This is a genomic window from Kitasatospora sp. NPDC002227 (genome assembly GCF_040296285.1).
Lineage (GTDB): Bacteria > Actinomycetota > Actinomycetes > Streptomycetales > Streptomycetaceae > Kitasatospora.
Genome location: NZ_JBEOWY010000034.1, coordinates 17,614 through 31,928, shown reverse-complemented (window position 1 = coordinate 31,928; position 14,315 = coordinate 17,614). Strand labels below are relative to the sequence as shown.

The window sequence follows — 14,315 nt, the reverse complement described above, 5'->3', positions numbered from 1 at the left end:
GTCAGCTCCCTGCGGTGGTGCGGGCCGGGGCACCGGCCATCAGGTCGACAAAGCGGTCGAAGAGGTACGCGGCGTCGTGCGGGCCGGCTGCCGCCTCGGGGTGGTACTGCACGCTGAAGGCGGGCGTGTCCAGGCACTGCAGGCCCTCGACCACGTCGTCGTTGAGGCAGACGTGGGAGACCTCGGCGCGCCCGTACGGGGTGTCGCTCACCTTGTCCAGCGGGGCCTCCACGGCGAAGCCGTGGTTGTGCGCGGTGACCTCGACCTTGCCCGTGGTGCGGTCCTGCACCGGCTGGTTGATGCCGCGGTGGCCGTACTTCAGCTTGTAGGTGCCGAAGCCCAGCGCCCGGCCCAGGATCTGGTTGCCGAAGCAGATGCCGAAGAACGGCGTCTTCCTCGCCAGCACGCCCTGCGCGACGGCGACCTGGTGGTCGGCGGTGGCCGGGTCACCCGGGCCGTTGGAGAAGAACACCCCGTCGGGCTGGACGGCGTAGAGCTCCTCCAGCGTCGAGTTGGCGGGGAAGACGTGCACCTCGATGCCGCGCTCGGCCATCCGGTGCGGGGTCATGCCCTTGATGCCGAGGTCCAGCGCGGCGACGGTGTACTTCTTCTCGCCGATCGCGGGGACGACGTAGGTCTCCTTGGTGGCGACCTCGGCGCACAGGTCGGCGCCCTTCATCTCGGGCGCGGCCTGCACCCGGGCCAGCAGCGCGGCCTGGTCGTCCAGCGCCGGGCCGGAGAAGATGCCGACCCGCATCGCACCGCGCTCGCGCAGGTGGCGGGTGAGCGCGCGGGTGTCGATGCCGGAGATGCCGACGACGCCCTGGCGCTCCAGCTCCTCGTCCAGCGAGCGCTGCGAGCGCCAGTTGGAGGCGACCCGGGCGGGGTCGCGCACGACGTACCCGGCGACCCAGATCTGCGCGGACTCGTCGTCCTCGTCGTTCCAGCCGGTGTTGCCGATCTGCGGGGCCGTCATCACGACCACCTGGCGGTGGTACGACGGGTCGGTCAGCGTCTCCTGGTAGCCGGACATGCCGGTGTTGAACACGGCCTCGCCGAAGGTCTCGCCGACGGCGCCGTAGGCCTGGCCGCGGAAGGTCCGGCCGTCCTCCAGGACGAGAACGGCGGGCACGCGCTCCCGCCGCGATCGCTGGGTGGTGGGGGCAGGTGCGGTCATGAGGCGGCCTCTTCCGTCTTCTTCGTCTTACCGGTGGTACGAGTGGTACGGGTCGCGAGTTCTTCCACCGCCGCGACCCAGGCGGCGTGCTCATCAGGGTGGTCGGCCCGGAAGCCGGAATCCAGCGCCTTGCTGTCGTGCGTCCAGGTGACGACCAGCAGGCCGGCCGGGACGACCTTGCCGGCGATCCCGCTGTCCACCCGGGCGCCGCTGAGCGCCTCGGCGGGGATCCACAGGTCCTGGTCGCCCGGGCGGCGGGCCAGCAGGCCCCGCTCGGTGAGGGTCAGCTCCACCAGGCTGCGGGTGCCCAGACCGTGCGCGACGATCCGGTCCAGCCAGGCCCCGGCGGTGGTGCTGCCGTGGTAGCGGCCGCTCGCCGTGCGGAGCACCGGCCCGAGGTCCTCGGGCGCGGCGGGCAGCGGCGGCAGGTCCGACTGCAGCGTGCGGCGCCAGTTCCAGCCCTGCCGCATCAGCCAGTACACCAGCCCGATCAGGATCACGATCCCGACCGCCCAGCCGATGTACCCGGGCCAGTCGGTGACCTTGGCCTTCTCCTGCGCGAGTTCGTGGATCACGCGAGCTCACCCGGCTCCACCAGCTCGCCCGCCAGCACGGTGGGCACCCCGCGCAGGAAGGTGGCATGCACCCGGCCCGGCAGCTCCAGGCCGCGGAAGGGGGTGTTGCGGCTCTTGGTGACGAAGGCTTCACGGTCCACCACGCCACGGTACGCCGGGTCGAAGAGCACCAGGTTGGCGGGCTCGCCGACGGCCAGCGGGCGGCCCTGGCCGGTGAGGCGGCCGATCCGGGCCGGGCGGTGCGACATCCGGTCCGCGACGCCCTCCCAGGTCAGCAGGCCGGTGTCGACCATGGTCTGCTGGACCACCGACAGCGCGGTCTCCAGGCCGACCATGCCCATCGCGGCCACCGCCCAGGCGCAGTCCTTGTCGGCGTCCGGGTGCGGCGCGTGGTCGGTGGCGACGGCGTCGATGGTGCCGTCCGCCAGCGCCTCGCGCAGCGCCAGCACGTCGGCCTCGGTGCGCAGCGGCGGGTTGACCTTGAAGACGGCGTCGCCGGTGCGCACCATCTCGTCGGTCAGCAGCAGGTGGTGCGGGGTCACCTCGGCGGTGACCTTCCAGCCCTGGGACTTGGCCCAGCGGACGATCCGCACCGAGCCGGCGGTGGAGAGGTGGCAGACGTGCAGCCGGGCACCGATGTGGCTGGCGAGCAGCACGTCGCGGGCGATGATCGCCTCCTCGGCGACGGCAGGCCAGCCGCCGAGGCCGAGCTCGGCCGAGACGGTGCCCTCGTTCATCTGGGCGCCCTCGGTGAGCCGCGGCTCCTGGGCGTGCTGGGCGACCACGCCGTCCACGCTCTTGGCGAACTCCAGCGCGGCGCGCATCAGCGCGGCGTCGTCCACGCACTTGCCGTCGTCGGAGAAGACCGTCACGGCCGCCTCGGACCGGTGCATGGCGGCCAGCTGGGCGAGCTCCTTCCCCTCCAGACCGACGGTGACGGCACCGACCGGGTGCACGTCGCAGTAGCCCGACTCCCGGCCGAGCCGCCGGACCTGCTCGACCACGGCGGCGTTGTCGGCGACCGGGGTGGTGTTGGCCATCGCGTGCACGGCGGTGAACCCGCCCTTGGCGGCGGCCTGGGTGCCGGTGAGGACGGTCTCGGCGTCCTCCTTGCCGGGCTCGCGCAGGTGGGTGTGCAGGTCGACCAGGCCGGGCAGGGCGATCAGACCGTGCGCGTCGATCTCGATGTCTGCCTCGGCGCTCAGGCCGGCGCCGATCTGCTCGATGACGCCGCCGTCGATCAGGATGTCCTGCGGGGCGCCGCCGAGGAGCTGGGCGTTGCGGATCAGGTAGCTGCTCACAGCGAGGTCTCCGGGAGGGGGTTGGTGCGGGAGGAAAGGGCGCAGGGGGCGGAGCTCAACTGCGCGGCTCGGCGGCCAGGGCCTGCGAGGAGCGGGCCGCGTAGTCGCGGTCGCCGACCAGGACGGCGTCGCGGCCGTCGATGTCGGCCAGGCGCACCTGGACGGCCTCGCGGAGCGAGGTGGGGAGGTTCTTGCCCACGTAGTCGGCCCGGATCGGCAGCTCGCGGTGGCCCCGGTCGACCAGCACGGCCAGCTGCACGGCGCGCGGGCGGCCGATGTCGCTGAGGGCGTCCAGGGCGGCGCGGATGGTGCGCCCGGAGAAGAGCACGTCGTCCACCAGCACGACCAGCTTGCCCTCGATCCCGCCGGGCGGGACTTCGGTGTGCTCCATGGCGCGGGCGGGCTTGAGCTGGAGGTCGTCCCGGTACATCGTGATGTCGAGGGTGCCCAGCGGGATGTCGCGGCCGGTGATCTGCGCGAGCTTGTCGTGCAGGCGGCGGGCGAGGTGGACACCGCGGGTGTGGATACCGAGGAGGACGACGTCCTCCGCGCCCTTGGCGCGTTCCACGATCTCGTGCGCGATCCGGGTGATCACCCGGGCGACGTCGGTCGCGTCCAGTACCTGGCGCGGCGGACGCGGGTCGTCAGCGCGTGGAGTCATACCTGTGGTCATGCCGAAGCCGACCTCCTTCCCCGCCTCACGGGACGGGCCTTAAAGGATGTCTGGGGGACGCCCCCGGCGCACCGGAAGCTTCCGCACATCCTAACAGTGCGTCTCCGTCGAGTTGCGTTCGCACGACTGCACCATTCGGCTTGACGCAACTACCTCACTCTACGTAACCTCACAGTGAGTTACGAGACGGCCGTCCGACCCACCGGTAGCACGGCAGGCGGCGGTCCACCCGACCACCGGGCTCGTGGCCCACTCAACGCGAAGCAATCTCGTCCGGGGAGACCAATGTCCAGCGACTACGCGAAGCAACTCGGGGGCAAGCTCCGAGCGATCCGCACACAGCAGGGTCTCTCCCTGCACGGCGTCGAGGAGAAGTCCCAGGGTCGCTGGAAGGCCGTCGTCGTCGGCTCCTACGAGCGTGGCGACCGTGCGGTCACGGTGCAGCGGCTTGCCGAGCTCGCGGAGTTCTACGGCGTCCCGGTCCAGGAGCTGCTGCCCGGCGGCACCCCGGGCGGTGCGGCCGAGCCGCCGCCGCGCCTGGTGCTCGACCTGGAGAGACTGACCCAGGTCCCCTCCGAGAAGGCCGGCCCGCTGCAGCGCTACGCGGCGACCATCCAGAGCCAGCGCGGCGACTACAACGGCAAGGTCCTCTCCATCCGCCAGGACGACCTGCGCACCCTCGCCGTGATCTACGACCAGTCGCCCTCGATCCTCACCGAGCAGCTGATCAGCTGGGGCGTCCTCAACCCGGACGCCCGCCGCGCGGTGCGCGACGAAGACGCGAGCTGAACCTTCCGCAGAAACGTTCAGCTCATCAGGGGCGCGGGGAACTGCGCTGCCAACCAAGCACCTCCGTGCACGGTTGCGCGCGCCGTTCCCCGCGCCCCCAGTGGTTTCAGCACACAGTTCCGAGCGGAAACCCCGGAGCGGCCAGCTCCGTCACCGCCGGCGTGTAGTCGTACCCCCCGCTCTGCCAGGCCCAGGCCACCTGCCGGTACTCCCCGCAGGAGCTCCCGCCGCCCTGCGTACCGGTGAGCACCGCCAGCCCCGGCAGCTCGCGGGCCAGGCCCGCACAGAGCACGGCACATACCAGGTCCAGGTCCTCGTCGTTCAGCCGCACCACCCCGTCCTCCCAGTGCAGCACCCGGGCCTGCGCCTCCAGCCGCCCGCCCGGCGCCTCCACCACGCACCGGAAGGTGAACGCCCCGTACCCGGCCCCCACCAGCATCCGCCGGAAGATCTCCGCCCCCTGCTGGTACGCCTGCCGGACGTCCTGCGGCTGCCGCTCCTGCGCCCCGCCGAGCAGCCCGCCCTCGAGCAGCAGGTCGGCGTGGAGCAGCGTGAGCCCGTTCTCCCGGGCCCGGACCAGCCGGGGCACGAAGTCCCCGGCCAGCTCCTCGCCCTGGTACGGCAGCAGCTGGGTCTGCAGCGCCGGGTTGACCAGGTAACGGTCCCGCGCGGCCGGCTCGGCCGGGTCGAGTCCGTGCAGCAGGCAGAACTCCGCGAAGTCCTGCGGATGGAACATCCGCGCCTGCACCACCCCGAACGTCCGCTCCGCCTCGGCGAGCAGCACGGCGGTGTCCAGCAGGTAGCTGTCGTAGTCCGCCGCGTCGGTCAGCGTCCAGGCCCGGGCCCGCTCGAAGTCCTCCGCGCTGGTCAGGATGCCGGTCAGGAAGGCCTGGTCCTCGCGTCGACGGGCACCGGCGGGGCCGGCGCAGCGGGTGGTACGGGGGTTGCGGCCGTTGCGGGGCATCGGTGGCTCCTGGTGCTGGAGGTGGTACGGGGGGCGGCTGCGCCGCTGCCCCCTTCCTCCCCAGTCCACCGCCTCGCACACGCACCTGATGTCACAGCTGGGTAACCGAGGGTGACGAACAGCTGCCCGAGGGCGGGTCAGCCGCGCGGCGCCCGGGCCAGCTGGCGGGACTGCGCGACCAGGCGGCCGGTGGAGTCCCAGATCTCCGCGTCCTCCTCGAAGTACCCGTCAGCGAGGTTGCGGGTGGCGTGGCTGACGAGCAGCCAGCCCGGCGCGGGCTTGGCCCGCAGATGGACCGTCAGCTCGATGGTCGGCGCCCAGCCGGGCAGGCCGAGGTCGAAGGTGACCGGCGGGAGCGCGTCGGCGACCAGGAGCAGGCTGAGCGGGTCGGGCTCGCGCCCGTCGGCCAGCTTGAACCAGCCCTGGATGCGGCCCTCGCCCGAGGGCGCGCCGAGCGCCCAGCCGACGGTGGCCGGGTCGAGCCGCAGGTCGAAGCGCTCGAGCAGGGCGGCCTGCTCGATGAACTGCTTGGGCGCGTGCTCGACGCCGATGCACTGCTCCGGCAGCGGCATCTTCGGCGGGGTGGCGCTGGTGCGGATCTCGCCGCCTCGGCCGGCCAGGTCGCCGTAGGTGGCCAGCACCCGCAGCCGCTCCTCGCCGCCCTGGCGCAGCACTGCGGTGCCGGTCGACAGGCTCTTGCCGGTGCGCACCAGCTCGGTCTCCACGGTGGCCGGGCCGGCCACCGAGGCGGAGAGGTAGTAGCCGCTGATCGAGACCGGGTCGGGGTGCCCGTCCTCGCCGTGCCGCTGCGAGAGCGCATGGCCGGCCACCGCGAGCAGCAGCCCGCCGTTGATGCCGCCGCCGATCTGCCAGCCCGGGTCGAGCTCACCCTCGAAGTGCCCCGGCGCGGTCGGGGTGAGGGCAATGCCCCGGTCGAACTCGCTGCGGATCACGGTGGTCATGGGTGGTACGCCCTTCGCTCCAGGGATGTTACCGGTCGGTAGCCAACATACGCCAGCACCTTCCCAACCGGAACACACAGCCGGAACACGCGGCTGGAGCACAGCTGGAACACGCGAAGGCCGCCGGACCGAGCGGTCCGGCGGCCTTCGACGAAGGAGGGGCGTTCAGGCCCGGCGGATGGAGGGCTTGAGCTCCATGAACCGCGCCAGCAGGCCGTTGACGAAGGCCGGGGAGTCGTCCGTGGAGAACTCCTTGGCGATCTCGACGGCCTCGTCCAGGACGACCGCGTCCGGCGTGCCGTCCTCCCAGATCAGCTCGTACGCGCCCAGGCGCAGCACGTTCCGGTCCACGATCGGCATCCGGTCCAGCGTCCAGCCGACCGCGTACTGCGCGATGAGCTCGTCGATCCGACGCGCGTGCTGGCAATAGCCCTCGATCAGCTGCATGGTGTACTCGCCCACCTGCGGCGTGCCCTCGTCCGGCTTCGGGTCGCGCGCGCGGCCCACCCAGTCAGCGAGTACCCGCTGCGGGTCGACGTTACGGTGGTCGGCCTCGAAGAGGATCTGGAAGGCCCGGGTACGAGCCTTGCTACGTGCGGATGACACGATTACTTGACCCGGCCCAGGTAGCTGCCGTCGCGGGTGTCGACCTTGATCTTCTCGCCGGTGACGATGAAGAGCGGGACGGCGATCTCGGCGCCGGTCTCCAGGGTGGCCGGCTTGGAGCCACCGGTGGAGCGGTCGCCCTGGACACCCGGCTCGGTGTGGGAGATGACCAGCTCGACGGAGGCCGGGAGCTCGATGTAGATGGCGGCGCCCTCGTACATCGCGACCAGGGCCTCGAAGCCCTCGAGGAGGTACTTGGCGGCGTCGCCGACGACGGCGGGCTCGATCGTGATCTGGTCGTAGGTGTCCGTGTCCATGAACACGAAGTTCTCGCCGTCCTTGTAGGAGAACTGCATCCCACGCTTGTCGACGTTCGCGGTCTCGACCTTGGTGCCGGCGTTGAAGGTCTTGTCGACCACCTTGCCGGTCAGGACCTCCTTGAGCTTCGTGCGCACGAAGGCCGGGCCCTTACCGGGCTTGACGTGCTGGAACTCGACGACGGACCACAGCTTGCCGCCCTCCAGCTTGAGGACCATGCCGTTCTTGAGATCGTTCGTGGAAGCCACGGGCGCACTTACTCCTGGATATAGCTGTCAAGGAACCAAGGGGTTGCGGCCTGCTCCCCGCCGGGGCGGTTCACAGGGCGAGGAGCTCCTTGGTGGTAATGGTGAGCAGCTCGGGCCCGCCCTCTTCGAGAGGGCGCACCACGAGGGTGTCCTCGATCCGGACCCCGCCCTTGCCCGGGATGTGCACCCCGGGGCCGACGGTTACCGGCACGCGATTGTCCAGTTTACCCATGTCCGCGGGCCCCAGACGCGGCGCCTCCCGGATCTCGAGCCCGATCCCGTGGCCGAGTGGGTGTACGGAGCTCTCGCCATGGCCCGCGGCCTGGAGGATCTCGCGGGCCGCCTGGTCCGGCGCGTGCTGCGCGACCCCGGGGCCGAGCGCCTCGCGGGCGGCCCGCTGGGCCCGGAACACCAGCCGGTGCAGTTCGACCTGCCAGGGCGCGGGGGCCGCGCCGATCACGAAGGTGCGCGCGGTGGAGACGCCGTAGCCCCGGTACTGCGCGCCGAGCACCACGGTCAGGAAGTCGCCCTCCTCCACCCGGCGGTCGGTCGGCTGGTGGGCCTCCTGGCCGGAGTGGCTGCCGGTGCCGACCGAGACCGGGAAGGCCGCCCGGTCGGCGCCGTGGTCGATCATCCGGCGCTCCAGCTCCATCGCCAGGTGCCGCTCGGTGCGGCCGACCAGGATCGACTCCAGGAGCTCGCTCAGCGCCTGGTCGGCGATCTCCGCCGCGATCCGCAGATCGGCGATCTCGTGCTCGTCCTTGACCACCCGCAGCCGCTCGACGGCCGCCCCGAGGTCCTTCAACCGGACCCCTTCGGCCAGCCCGGCCACCTGCCGGTGCCGCAGCACGGTGAGGTCGTGCTCCTCCACCGCGAGGTCGCGCACCCCCAGCCGGGCGGCCGCCTCGGCGGCGGCCAGCGCGGTGTCCTGCCCGCCGCCCACCGGCAGCCGGGAGGCGTCCGGGTCGACCAGGTGCTCCCCGGTGTCGTCCGGCGGCAGGTCGTCGGGCAGGGCGAGCAGGGCGCGCTCCCTGGTCAGCAGCAGCGTGGCACCGCAGGGGGCGCAGCCGGTGAGGTAGCGGACGTTGGCGGCACGCGTGATCAGCGAGGCGTCCGCCCCGAGGGCACTGCAGTGCTCGCGCAGCCGCTCACGCCGGACCGCGTACGCATCAGCCATGCTCCCGAGCGTACGGAGGGTGGCGGCACCCCGCCTGTCAGGCGCGTCCCTCCTTGGCCTTGGCGGACCACCGGTGGTCGACCTTGGCCAGCTTCCAGTACCCGATCGCGATCGCCCAGACCACCACGAACAGGCCGACGATCGCGAAGCCCACGTTGTCCAGGCTCAGCTCGGAGATCCAACCCGTCACCGGGTCGGTCAGGTCGAACTTGTCGTGCGCCACGGTGACCAGTTCGATGGTGCCGATCACGAAGGCCACCGCGATGGAGAGGCCGGTGATGGTGAGGTTGTAGTAGACCTTGCGGACGGGGTTGGAGAAGGCCCACTGGTAGGCGAAGTTCATGAACGTGCCGTCCAGGGTGTCGAACAGGCTCATCCCCGAGGCGAACAGCAGCGGCAGGCAGACGATCGCGTACCAGGGCAGCCCGGCGGCGGCGCCCGAACCGGCCATCACCATCAGGGTCACCTCGGTCGCGGTGTCGAAGCCGAGGCCGAGCAGCATCCCGACGGGGTACATCTGGCCCGGGCGGGTGATCGAGCGGGTGGCGCGGCCGAGGATACGGTTCATGAAGCCGCGCGAGTTGAGGTGGCGCTCCAGCTCGGTCTCGTCGTACTCGCCGGACCGCATCGCGCGGTAGACCCGCAGGATGCCGGTCAGCGCGGCCAGGTTGAGCGCGGCGATCAGGTAGAGGAAGGCACCGGAGGTGGTGGTGCCGATCATCCCGAGCACCTTGTGGGTGGTGGACTCGTCGTCCATCAGGGTGCCCGCGAGCGCGGCGCCGCCGGCGACCAGACCGGCCATCACCACGACCATGCTGGAGTGGCCGAGGGCGAACCAGAAGCCGACCGAGACCGGGCGCTTGCCGTCGGCCATCAGCTTTCTGGTGGTGTTGTCGATCACGGCTATGTGGTCGGCGTCGAAGGCGTGCCGCATGCCCAGGGTGTAGGCCGTGATGCCGAGGCCGACGCCGAAGACCTGGGTGCCGACCTTGTAGTTGGCCGGGACGACCAGGAAGAACAGGGTGCCGAAGGCGGCCACGTGCATGGCCAGGATGACCAGCATCAGGCCCGTGGTACGGACGGTGTCCTCACGCTTCCAGCGGAAGCCGGTCTCGGTGGGCGCCGCCGTCGGGGCAGCACTGATTTCAGGCAGGGTCATCTGCGGTCACGCTCCAGCACCTCGTGGATCAACTCGTGAAGTGCCGTGGCCGGTCTCCTGGCTTACGGGTCGACGCACCCGCACCTGGCCTTCCCGGACGGTTGGCGTCCAGTGGCCTCCGTGCTGTTCGCACGGAGACGGTGCGGGTACTACCCGATCACAGTGGCGAGGGCCGCTCCGGACTGGGACCTTGATGGTCCGTCACCGGTCTTCCCGAGCACCACGGCGTGGAACACCGTAGGGGTGACCCGCCACCACCTGCAAGCCTGCACACCTGCGCAGGTGTTGCAGATCACCTGCCCCGGCGTGCGCCGGGCGCTGGGGTCCGTCCGGCGGGACACGTCGGATGGCGTGCCCCGGCGGCGACCGCCCGGCGGGACCCGCCGGACAGACCCCGGATGAGAGAATCTCCGGCATGCACCTCGTCCCCGCCGACCGCGCGAACCACCGGACCATCGACGGCCACCGCGTCTGCGAGGCCATCGCCGCCATCGGTGATGCCGAGCACGTCCAAGCCTGGGCCGAACGCTTCTCCCTGCTGGCCGATCCCGGGCGCCTCTCGCTGCTCCTCGCCCTGCACGAGACCGGCCCGCTGGCCGTCTCCGACCTCGCCGTCGCCACCGGCATGAAGGACCCGGCCGTCTCCCAGGCCCTGCGCCTGCTCCGCGCCGGCGGTCTGGTCACCGGCGACCGGGACGGCCGGATCGTCCGCTACCGCCTGATCGACCCGGCCGTCGCCGAGGTGCTCGCCCACGGCGTCCTCGGCTACCGGGAATGAATGTTCATTCCAGCCGACGCCGGGGTCCTCGCCCCCGGCGCCCCGGCTGCTGGGAATGAACATTCATTCCGCCCGTCGCCAAGGCCCTCGCCCGCACGGCACCCCGGGCCATCCGGAATGAACATTCATTCCGCCATTCCACCCGACGCTAAATGCTTCGTCAGACCACCCGCCCGCTCCGTACGGTGATCCGATGCAGACCGTTGAGCTGACCTGCGATCCCGTGTTCGACGCCGCCGTCCGTGAGGTCTGGCAGCAGCTGGACGAAGGCGGCGTGGCCAGCCTGGCCCGGAACACCCACCCGACCCACCGGCCGCACCTGACCCTCGCCGCCTGCGGGAGCGTCCCGGTGGCCGCGCTGGCCCGGGTGGACGAGCTGATCGCGGAGGCCCTGCCGCTGCCGGTGCGGCTCACCGGGCTGCTCTCGTTCAGCGCGCGCAGCCGCCGCCGGGTGCTGTCCTGGTCGGTCGTGCCCGGTTACGAGCTGGTGCGCCTGCACCACCGGATCTGGCAGGAGCTGGCCGAGGCCGCCCAGCCCGGCTCAGCCCAGCCCAGCCCCTACTACCTGCCCGGCCGCTGGTCCCCGCACCTGGGCCTCACCCGGCGGCTCGAACCCGCCGAGCTCGCCCTGGCCCACCACCTGCTGGGCCGGCTGCCCGACCTCACCGGCAGCTTCGACGCCGCCCGCAGCTACGACACCTGCACCGGCCTCACCACGCCGCTGGGCGCGGCGCCGCCAGCAGTCCGTCCAGCGAGCGCTTGAACGCCGCCACAAAAGCCTTCCGAGTCCCGTCCCCCACCAGCTCCAGCGACAGGTACGGGTTGAGGTCCTCCAGCTCCACCAGCAGCAGCTCGCCCTCCCGCGTGCGGCAGGCGTCGACCCGCTGGATGCCGTGCGACAGCCCGTTCCACGCCACGAACCGGCGGGCGAAGGCGAGGTCGGCGCCCGTCGGCGCGTACGGCTCCAGCCGCCAGCGGGCCTCCTGGTCCGGGGCGTACAGGGCGTACTGGAACTCCTGGTCCACGAAGTAGAACGAGACCTCGTACGTGAAGTCGATCCTCGGCTGCACCAGCATCCCGGTCACCTCCCGGGCGCCCTTCGCGACCACCTCCAGGCCGATCGAGTCGGCCCCCTGCACCGGCTTCACCACGTACTCGGGCACCTCCGGCAGGCCCGCCCAGCTGCCCTCGGCGGTCGGGATCACCGGGTACCCGGCGGCGGTGAGCTCGAGCAGGTACCGCTTGCCCGCCATGTCGGCCTTGCCGTCCAGCGGGTTGTAGACGCGTATCCGCTCCCGGCGGGCCCGCGCCACGAACTCCACGTACGCCGCCCGGTGGTGCAGCACCGGCCCGCTGTTGCGGATCACCACCGCGTCCGCCCCGGCCATCCGCCCGGCCACCTCCGTCGGGTGGCAGGGCTCGACCGTGAAGTCGGCGCGCAGCTGCTCGATCAGCCACCGGTCCTCGGCACCGTAGTCACGGCCCTTGGCGGGGTAGTCGAAGTCGGTGACGTACAGCAGGCTGGCTCGTGACATGCGTGGACCCTAACGCTGCTGGCAGCGGGGGCACCAGAACAGATTCCGGGCCGCGTGCTCCTCCGTCCGGACCTCGGTGCCGCAGACCAGGCAGGGCATGGCGGCCCGGCGGTAAACGTAGACCTCGCCGCCGTGGTCGTCCACCCGGGGCGGGCGGCCCATCGCCTCGGGGGTGTGCTCGGGGCGGACGGTGTCGATCCGGCCGGCGCCGACGCCGTCGTGCATCAGGTCGACCAAGTCGCTCCAGATCGCCTTCCACTCCGCCTCGGTGATCCGGCGGCCGGGCCGGTGCGGGGCGATGCCCAGGCGGAACAGCACCTCGGCGCGGTAGACGTTGCCGACCCCGGCCAGGATCTTCTGGTCCATCAGCAGGGCGGCGATCGTGGTGGAGCTGCGCGAGATCCGCTGCCAGGCGGCCGCAGCGTCGGCGTCGGCCCGCAGCGGGTCCGGCCCGAGGCGGCGGTGCACGGCGGCCTTCTCGCCCGGGGTGAGCACCTCGCAGGTGGTCGGGCCGCGCAAGTCCGACCACCACTCGCCGTTCGCCAGCCGGGCCCGCACCTGCCCCACCGGCTCCGGCGCCTCCCCCGCCCCGAAGGTCACCCCGCCGTACAGGCCCAGGTGGATGTGCAGCCAGACATCGCCCTCGAAGCCGACGAACAGGTGCTTGCCGTGCGCCTCGGCCCCCTGGACCACCCGCCCGTCCAGCACCCCCGCCCCCTCGGCGAACCGCCCCTGGGGGCTCGACACCCGCGCCACCCGGCCCCCGAACAGCCGTGCCTTCTCCCCCGCCAACCGATGAATGATGTGGCCCTCAGGCACTGCTACTCCTCCAGACGCACCGACCGATCAGCCTCCATTCTCCCGGACGGCACTGACACCCCTCAGCCCCGAGCGATCAGCTCCTGGACAGTCCTGGCGCCCTTCCGGACCTGCCCGGCCCAGTACTCCCACCACGGTCCCGCCGGCATCCGCTCGGCCAACGCCGGCGCGTCCGGCTCCGCCAGCGCTTCGCGCAGCAGCTCGTGGGCCAGCCTGAACGACGGGTCGGCGGCCGCCAGCCAGCGCTGGGCGGCGTCGGAGCCCTCGGTGGCGAGCAGCTCGCGCACCCGCTCCACCCAGCCCGCCCGCCACCACGCGTCCACCGCCGCCGGCTCGACCTCCGCGAAGGTGGGCGCGAGCGCCGCCGCCAGCCGGCGCAGCATGCTCTGCGGGTCGGTGGCCAGCTTCGGGTACTCCCGCTCGAAGTACTCCCAGTCCCTGCCCACCTCGGGCTCCAGCCCGGTGAGGGTCTCCGGCCGCACCGGGTGCTCGGCGTAGTACGCCTCCCCCGGGAGGAAAGCGTCCCGCAGCACGCCGTAGCGCAGCGGGGCCGACTCGGCGAGCAGCACGGCGTCGTAGAGGTCCTTGCCCTGCGGGTAGCTGTCGGTCACCAGCCAGAGCAGCTTCCAGGCCAGCGACAGCTCCCGCGTCGCCGCGTTCAGCCGGGCCCCTGGCGCGACCAGCACCGGCTCCGCCGGCACCGGCAGCGGCTCGTTGAACACGAAGTCGAGCTGCGCCGCGCCGCCCGGCAGTCCCTCGGCCGCCCACGGCAGTACCAGCCGCCGCCCGGGCACCCGCTCGTAGGTCCAGATCTCCCCGGTGACCGCTCGGGCCGCCGTGAACCCGATCCCGTCGCCGCTCCTGGCTTCGGCCGCCGCCGCGATGCCGTCCAGCATCGCGCCGGTGCGCGGCTCCGTGACTCCCCACTCCCGCGGCACGACCACGAAGTCCAGGTCCCCCGGCTCGCGGGCGGCCTCGCCGTACCAGGCGCGCAGCACCACACTGCCCCGCAGCACCAGCGCCTCGCGCCACGGCGAGCCGGCGATCGCGGCCAGCACCAGGTCCATCGCCCGGCGCCGCGCGGCGTACCAGGCGGCGGAGAGGTCCGGATCGGCGAAGCTCGGATCCGCCGGGCGGAAGGCGTTCGCGTACTGCTTGAGCGCCGGGTCGAAGATCTTGGCCTGCTCTGCCCGTGGGTCGTCGACCGGGCGGTAGGTGGGAGGAAGGCTCACCA

General features: G+C 72.1%; 16 protein-coding genes and 1 riboswitch. Of the genes, 3 read left to right on the top strand and 13 right to left on the bottom strand.

Annotation, left to right across the window (positions count from 1 at the left end):
* Position 1: 1 nt before the first annotated feature.
* The 4 genes from carA to pyrR are packed head-to-tail and all read right to left on the bottom strand — an operon-like array spanning position 2 to position 3,714.
* A complete protein-coding gene (carA, locus tag ABT095_RS26215) occupies positions 2–1,177 on the bottom strand; it encodes a glutamine-hydrolyzing carbamoyl-phosphate synthase small subunit (protein WP_350531963.1) in 1,176 nt (391 codons plus the stop codon).
* Positions 1,174–1,752, bottom strand: coding sequence for a PH-like domain-containing protein (locus ABT095_RS26210; RefSeq protein ID WP_350531962.1), 579 nt, complete (start codon positions 1,750–1,752; stop codon positions 1,174–1,176). The genes carA and ABT095_RS26210 overlap by 4 nt, the downstream gene beginning before the upstream one ends.
* Complete coding sequence (locus tag ABT095_RS26205) at positions 1,749–3,053, bottom strand: dihydroorotase (RefSeq protein WP_350531961.1); 1,305 nt, start codon at positions 3,051–3,053, stop codon at positions 1,749–1,751. The genes ABT095_RS26210 and ABT095_RS26205 overlap by 4 nt, the downstream gene beginning before the upstream one ends.
* A 55-nt stretch (positions 3,054–3,108) precedes the next feature.
* Positions 3,109–3,714, bottom strand: coding sequence for a bifunctional pyr operon transcriptional regulator/uracil phosphoribosyltransferase PyrR (pyrR, locus tag ABT095_RS26200; RefSeq protein WP_350531960.1), 606 nt, complete (start codon positions 3,712–3,714; stop codon positions 3,109–3,111).
* Between the two features lie 297 nt (positions 3,715–4,011).
* Here pyrR and bldD point away from each other — a divergent pair, with 297 nt between their 5' ends.
* Positions 4,012–4,515, top strand: a complete 504-nt coding sequence (gene bldD, locus ABT095_RS26195) for a transcriptional regulator BldD (RefSeq protein ID WP_280715562.1) — start codon at positions 4,012–4,014, stop codon at positions 4,513–4,515.
* A 106-nt stretch (positions 4,516–4,621) separates the two neighbouring features.
* Here bldD and ABT095_RS26190 read toward each other — a convergent pair whose 3' ends face one another.
* The 6 genes from ABT095_RS26190 to nicT all read right to left on the bottom strand — a co-directional run bounded on the left by ABT095_RS26190 (position 4,622) and on the right by nicT (position 9,949).
* On the bottom strand, positions 4,622–5,479 hold the full coding sequence (locus tag ABT095_RS26190) for a DUF8829 domain-containing protein (protein ID WP_350531959.1): 858 nt from the start codon (positions 5,477–5,479) through the stop codon (positions 4,622–4,624).
* A 137-nt stretch (positions 5,480–5,616) separates the two neighbouring features.
* Complete coding sequence (locus ABT095_RS26185) at positions 5,617–6,441, bottom strand: thioesterase family protein (protein WP_350531958.1); 825 nt, start codon at positions 6,439–6,441, stop codon at positions 5,617–5,619.
* Positions 6,442–6,606: 165 nt separating this feature from the next.
* Positions 6,607–7,047: a transcription antitermination factor NusB gene (nusB, locus tag ABT095_RS26180; protein WP_350531957.1), complete on the bottom strand. Its 441-nt coding sequence runs from the start codon at positions 7,045–7,047 to the stop codon at positions 6,607–6,609.
* 2 nt (positions 7,048–7,049) lie between these two features.
* Positions 7,050–7,613, bottom strand: a complete 564-nt coding sequence (gene efp, locus ABT095_RS26175; RefSeq protein ID WP_350531956.1) for an elongation factor P — start codon at positions 7,611–7,613, stop codon at positions 7,050–7,052.
* A gap of 70 nt (positions 7,614–7,683) precedes the next feature.
* Complete coding sequence (locus tag ABT095_RS26170) at positions 7,684–8,790, bottom strand: aminopeptidase P family protein (RefSeq protein ID WP_350531955.1); 1,107 nt, start codon at positions 8,788–8,790, stop codon at positions 7,684–7,686.
* A 37-nt stretch (positions 8,791–8,827) separates the two neighbouring features.
* On the bottom strand, positions 8,828–9,949 hold the full coding sequence (gene nicT, locus ABT095_RS26165) for a Nickel transporter NicT (RefSeq protein WP_350531954.1): 1,122 nt from the start codon (positions 9,947–9,949) through the stop codon (positions 8,828–8,830).
* A gap of 30 nt (positions 9,950–9,979) precedes the next feature.
* Positions 9,980–10,189: riboswitch (cobalamin riboswitch) on the bottom strand.
* Between the two features lie 175 nt (positions 10,190–10,364).
* Between nicT and ABT095_RS26160 the strand changes: the two genes are divergently transcribed.
* Positions 10,365–10,727, top strand: a complete 363-nt coding sequence (locus ABT095_RS26160; protein ID WP_350531953.1) for an ArsR/SmtB family transcription factor — start codon at positions 10,365–10,367, stop codon at positions 10,725–10,727.
* A gap of 193 nt (positions 10,728–10,920) precedes the next feature.
* Complete coding sequence (locus tag ABT095_RS26155; protein WP_350531952.1) at positions 10,921–11,490, top strand: 2'-5' RNA ligase family protein; 570 nt, start codon at positions 10,921–10,923, stop codon at positions 11,488–11,490.
* Here the strand turns inward: ABT095_RS26155 and ABT095_RS26150 are convergent.
* From ABT095_RS26150 to ABT095_RS26140, 3 genes are all read right to left on the bottom strand, one after another.
* Complete coding sequence (locus ABT095_RS26150; RefSeq protein ID WP_350531951.1) at positions 11,438–12,262, bottom strand: ATP-grasp domain-containing protein; 825 nt, start codon at positions 12,260–12,262, stop codon at positions 11,438–11,440. The genes ABT095_RS26155 and ABT095_RS26150 overlap by 53 nt on opposite strands.
* 9 nt (positions 12,263–12,271) lie before the next feature.
* Positions 12,272–13,081 carry an Fpg/Nei family DNA glycosylase gene (locus ABT095_RS26145; protein WP_350531950.1) on the bottom strand — a complete coding sequence of 270 codons (810 nt, stop codon included), beginning with the start codon at positions 13,079–13,081 and terminating at the stop codon, positions 12,272–12,274.
* A gap of 62 nt (positions 13,082–13,143) precedes the next feature.
* Positions 13,144–14,313, bottom strand: a complete 1,170-nt coding sequence (locus ABT095_RS26140; protein WP_350531949.1) for a nucleotidyl transferase AbiEii/AbiGii toxin family protein — start codon at positions 14,311–14,313, stop codon at positions 13,144–13,146.
* Positions 14,314–14,315: the final 2 nt, after the last annotated feature.

Coding starts and splice junctions, on each gene's coding strand:
- carA (WP_350531963.1), bottom strand. CDS start 1,177: ATGACCGCACCTGCCCCCACCACCCAGCGATCGCGGCGGGAGCGCGTG.
- pyrR (WP_350531960.1), bottom strand. CDS start 3,714: ATGACTCCACGCGCTGACGACCCGCGTCCGCCGCGCCAGGTACTGGAC.
- bldD (WP_280715562.1), top strand. CDS start 4,012: ATGTCCAGCGACTACGCGAAGCAACTCGGGGGCAAGCTCCGAGCGATC.
- ABT095_RS26190 (WP_350531959.1), bottom strand. CDS start 5,479: ATGCCCCGCAACGGCCGCAACCCCCGTACCACCCGCTGCGCCGGCCCC.
- ABT095_RS26185 (WP_350531958.1), bottom strand. CDS start 6,441: ATGACCACCGTGATCCGCAGCGAGTTCGACCGGGGCATTGCCCTCACC.
- ABT095_RS26170 (WP_350531955.1), bottom strand. CDS start 8,790: ATGGCTGATGCGTACGCGGTCCGGCGTGAGCGGCTGCGCGAGCACTGC.
- nicT (WP_350531954.1), bottom strand. CDS start 9,949: ATGACCCTGCCTGAAATCAGTGCTGCCCCGACGGCGGCGCCCACCGAG.
- ABT095_RS26160 (WP_350531953.1), top strand. CDS start 10,365: ATGCACCTCGTCCCCGCCGACCGCGCGAACCACCGGACCATCGACGGC.
- ABT095_RS26155 (WP_350531952.1), top strand. CDS start 10,921: ATGCAGACCGTTGAGCTGACCTGCGATCCCGTGTTCGACGCCGCCGTC.
- ABT095_RS26150 (WP_350531951.1), bottom strand. CDS start 12,262: ATGTCACGAGCCAGCCTGCTGTACGTCACCGACTTCGACTACCCCGCC.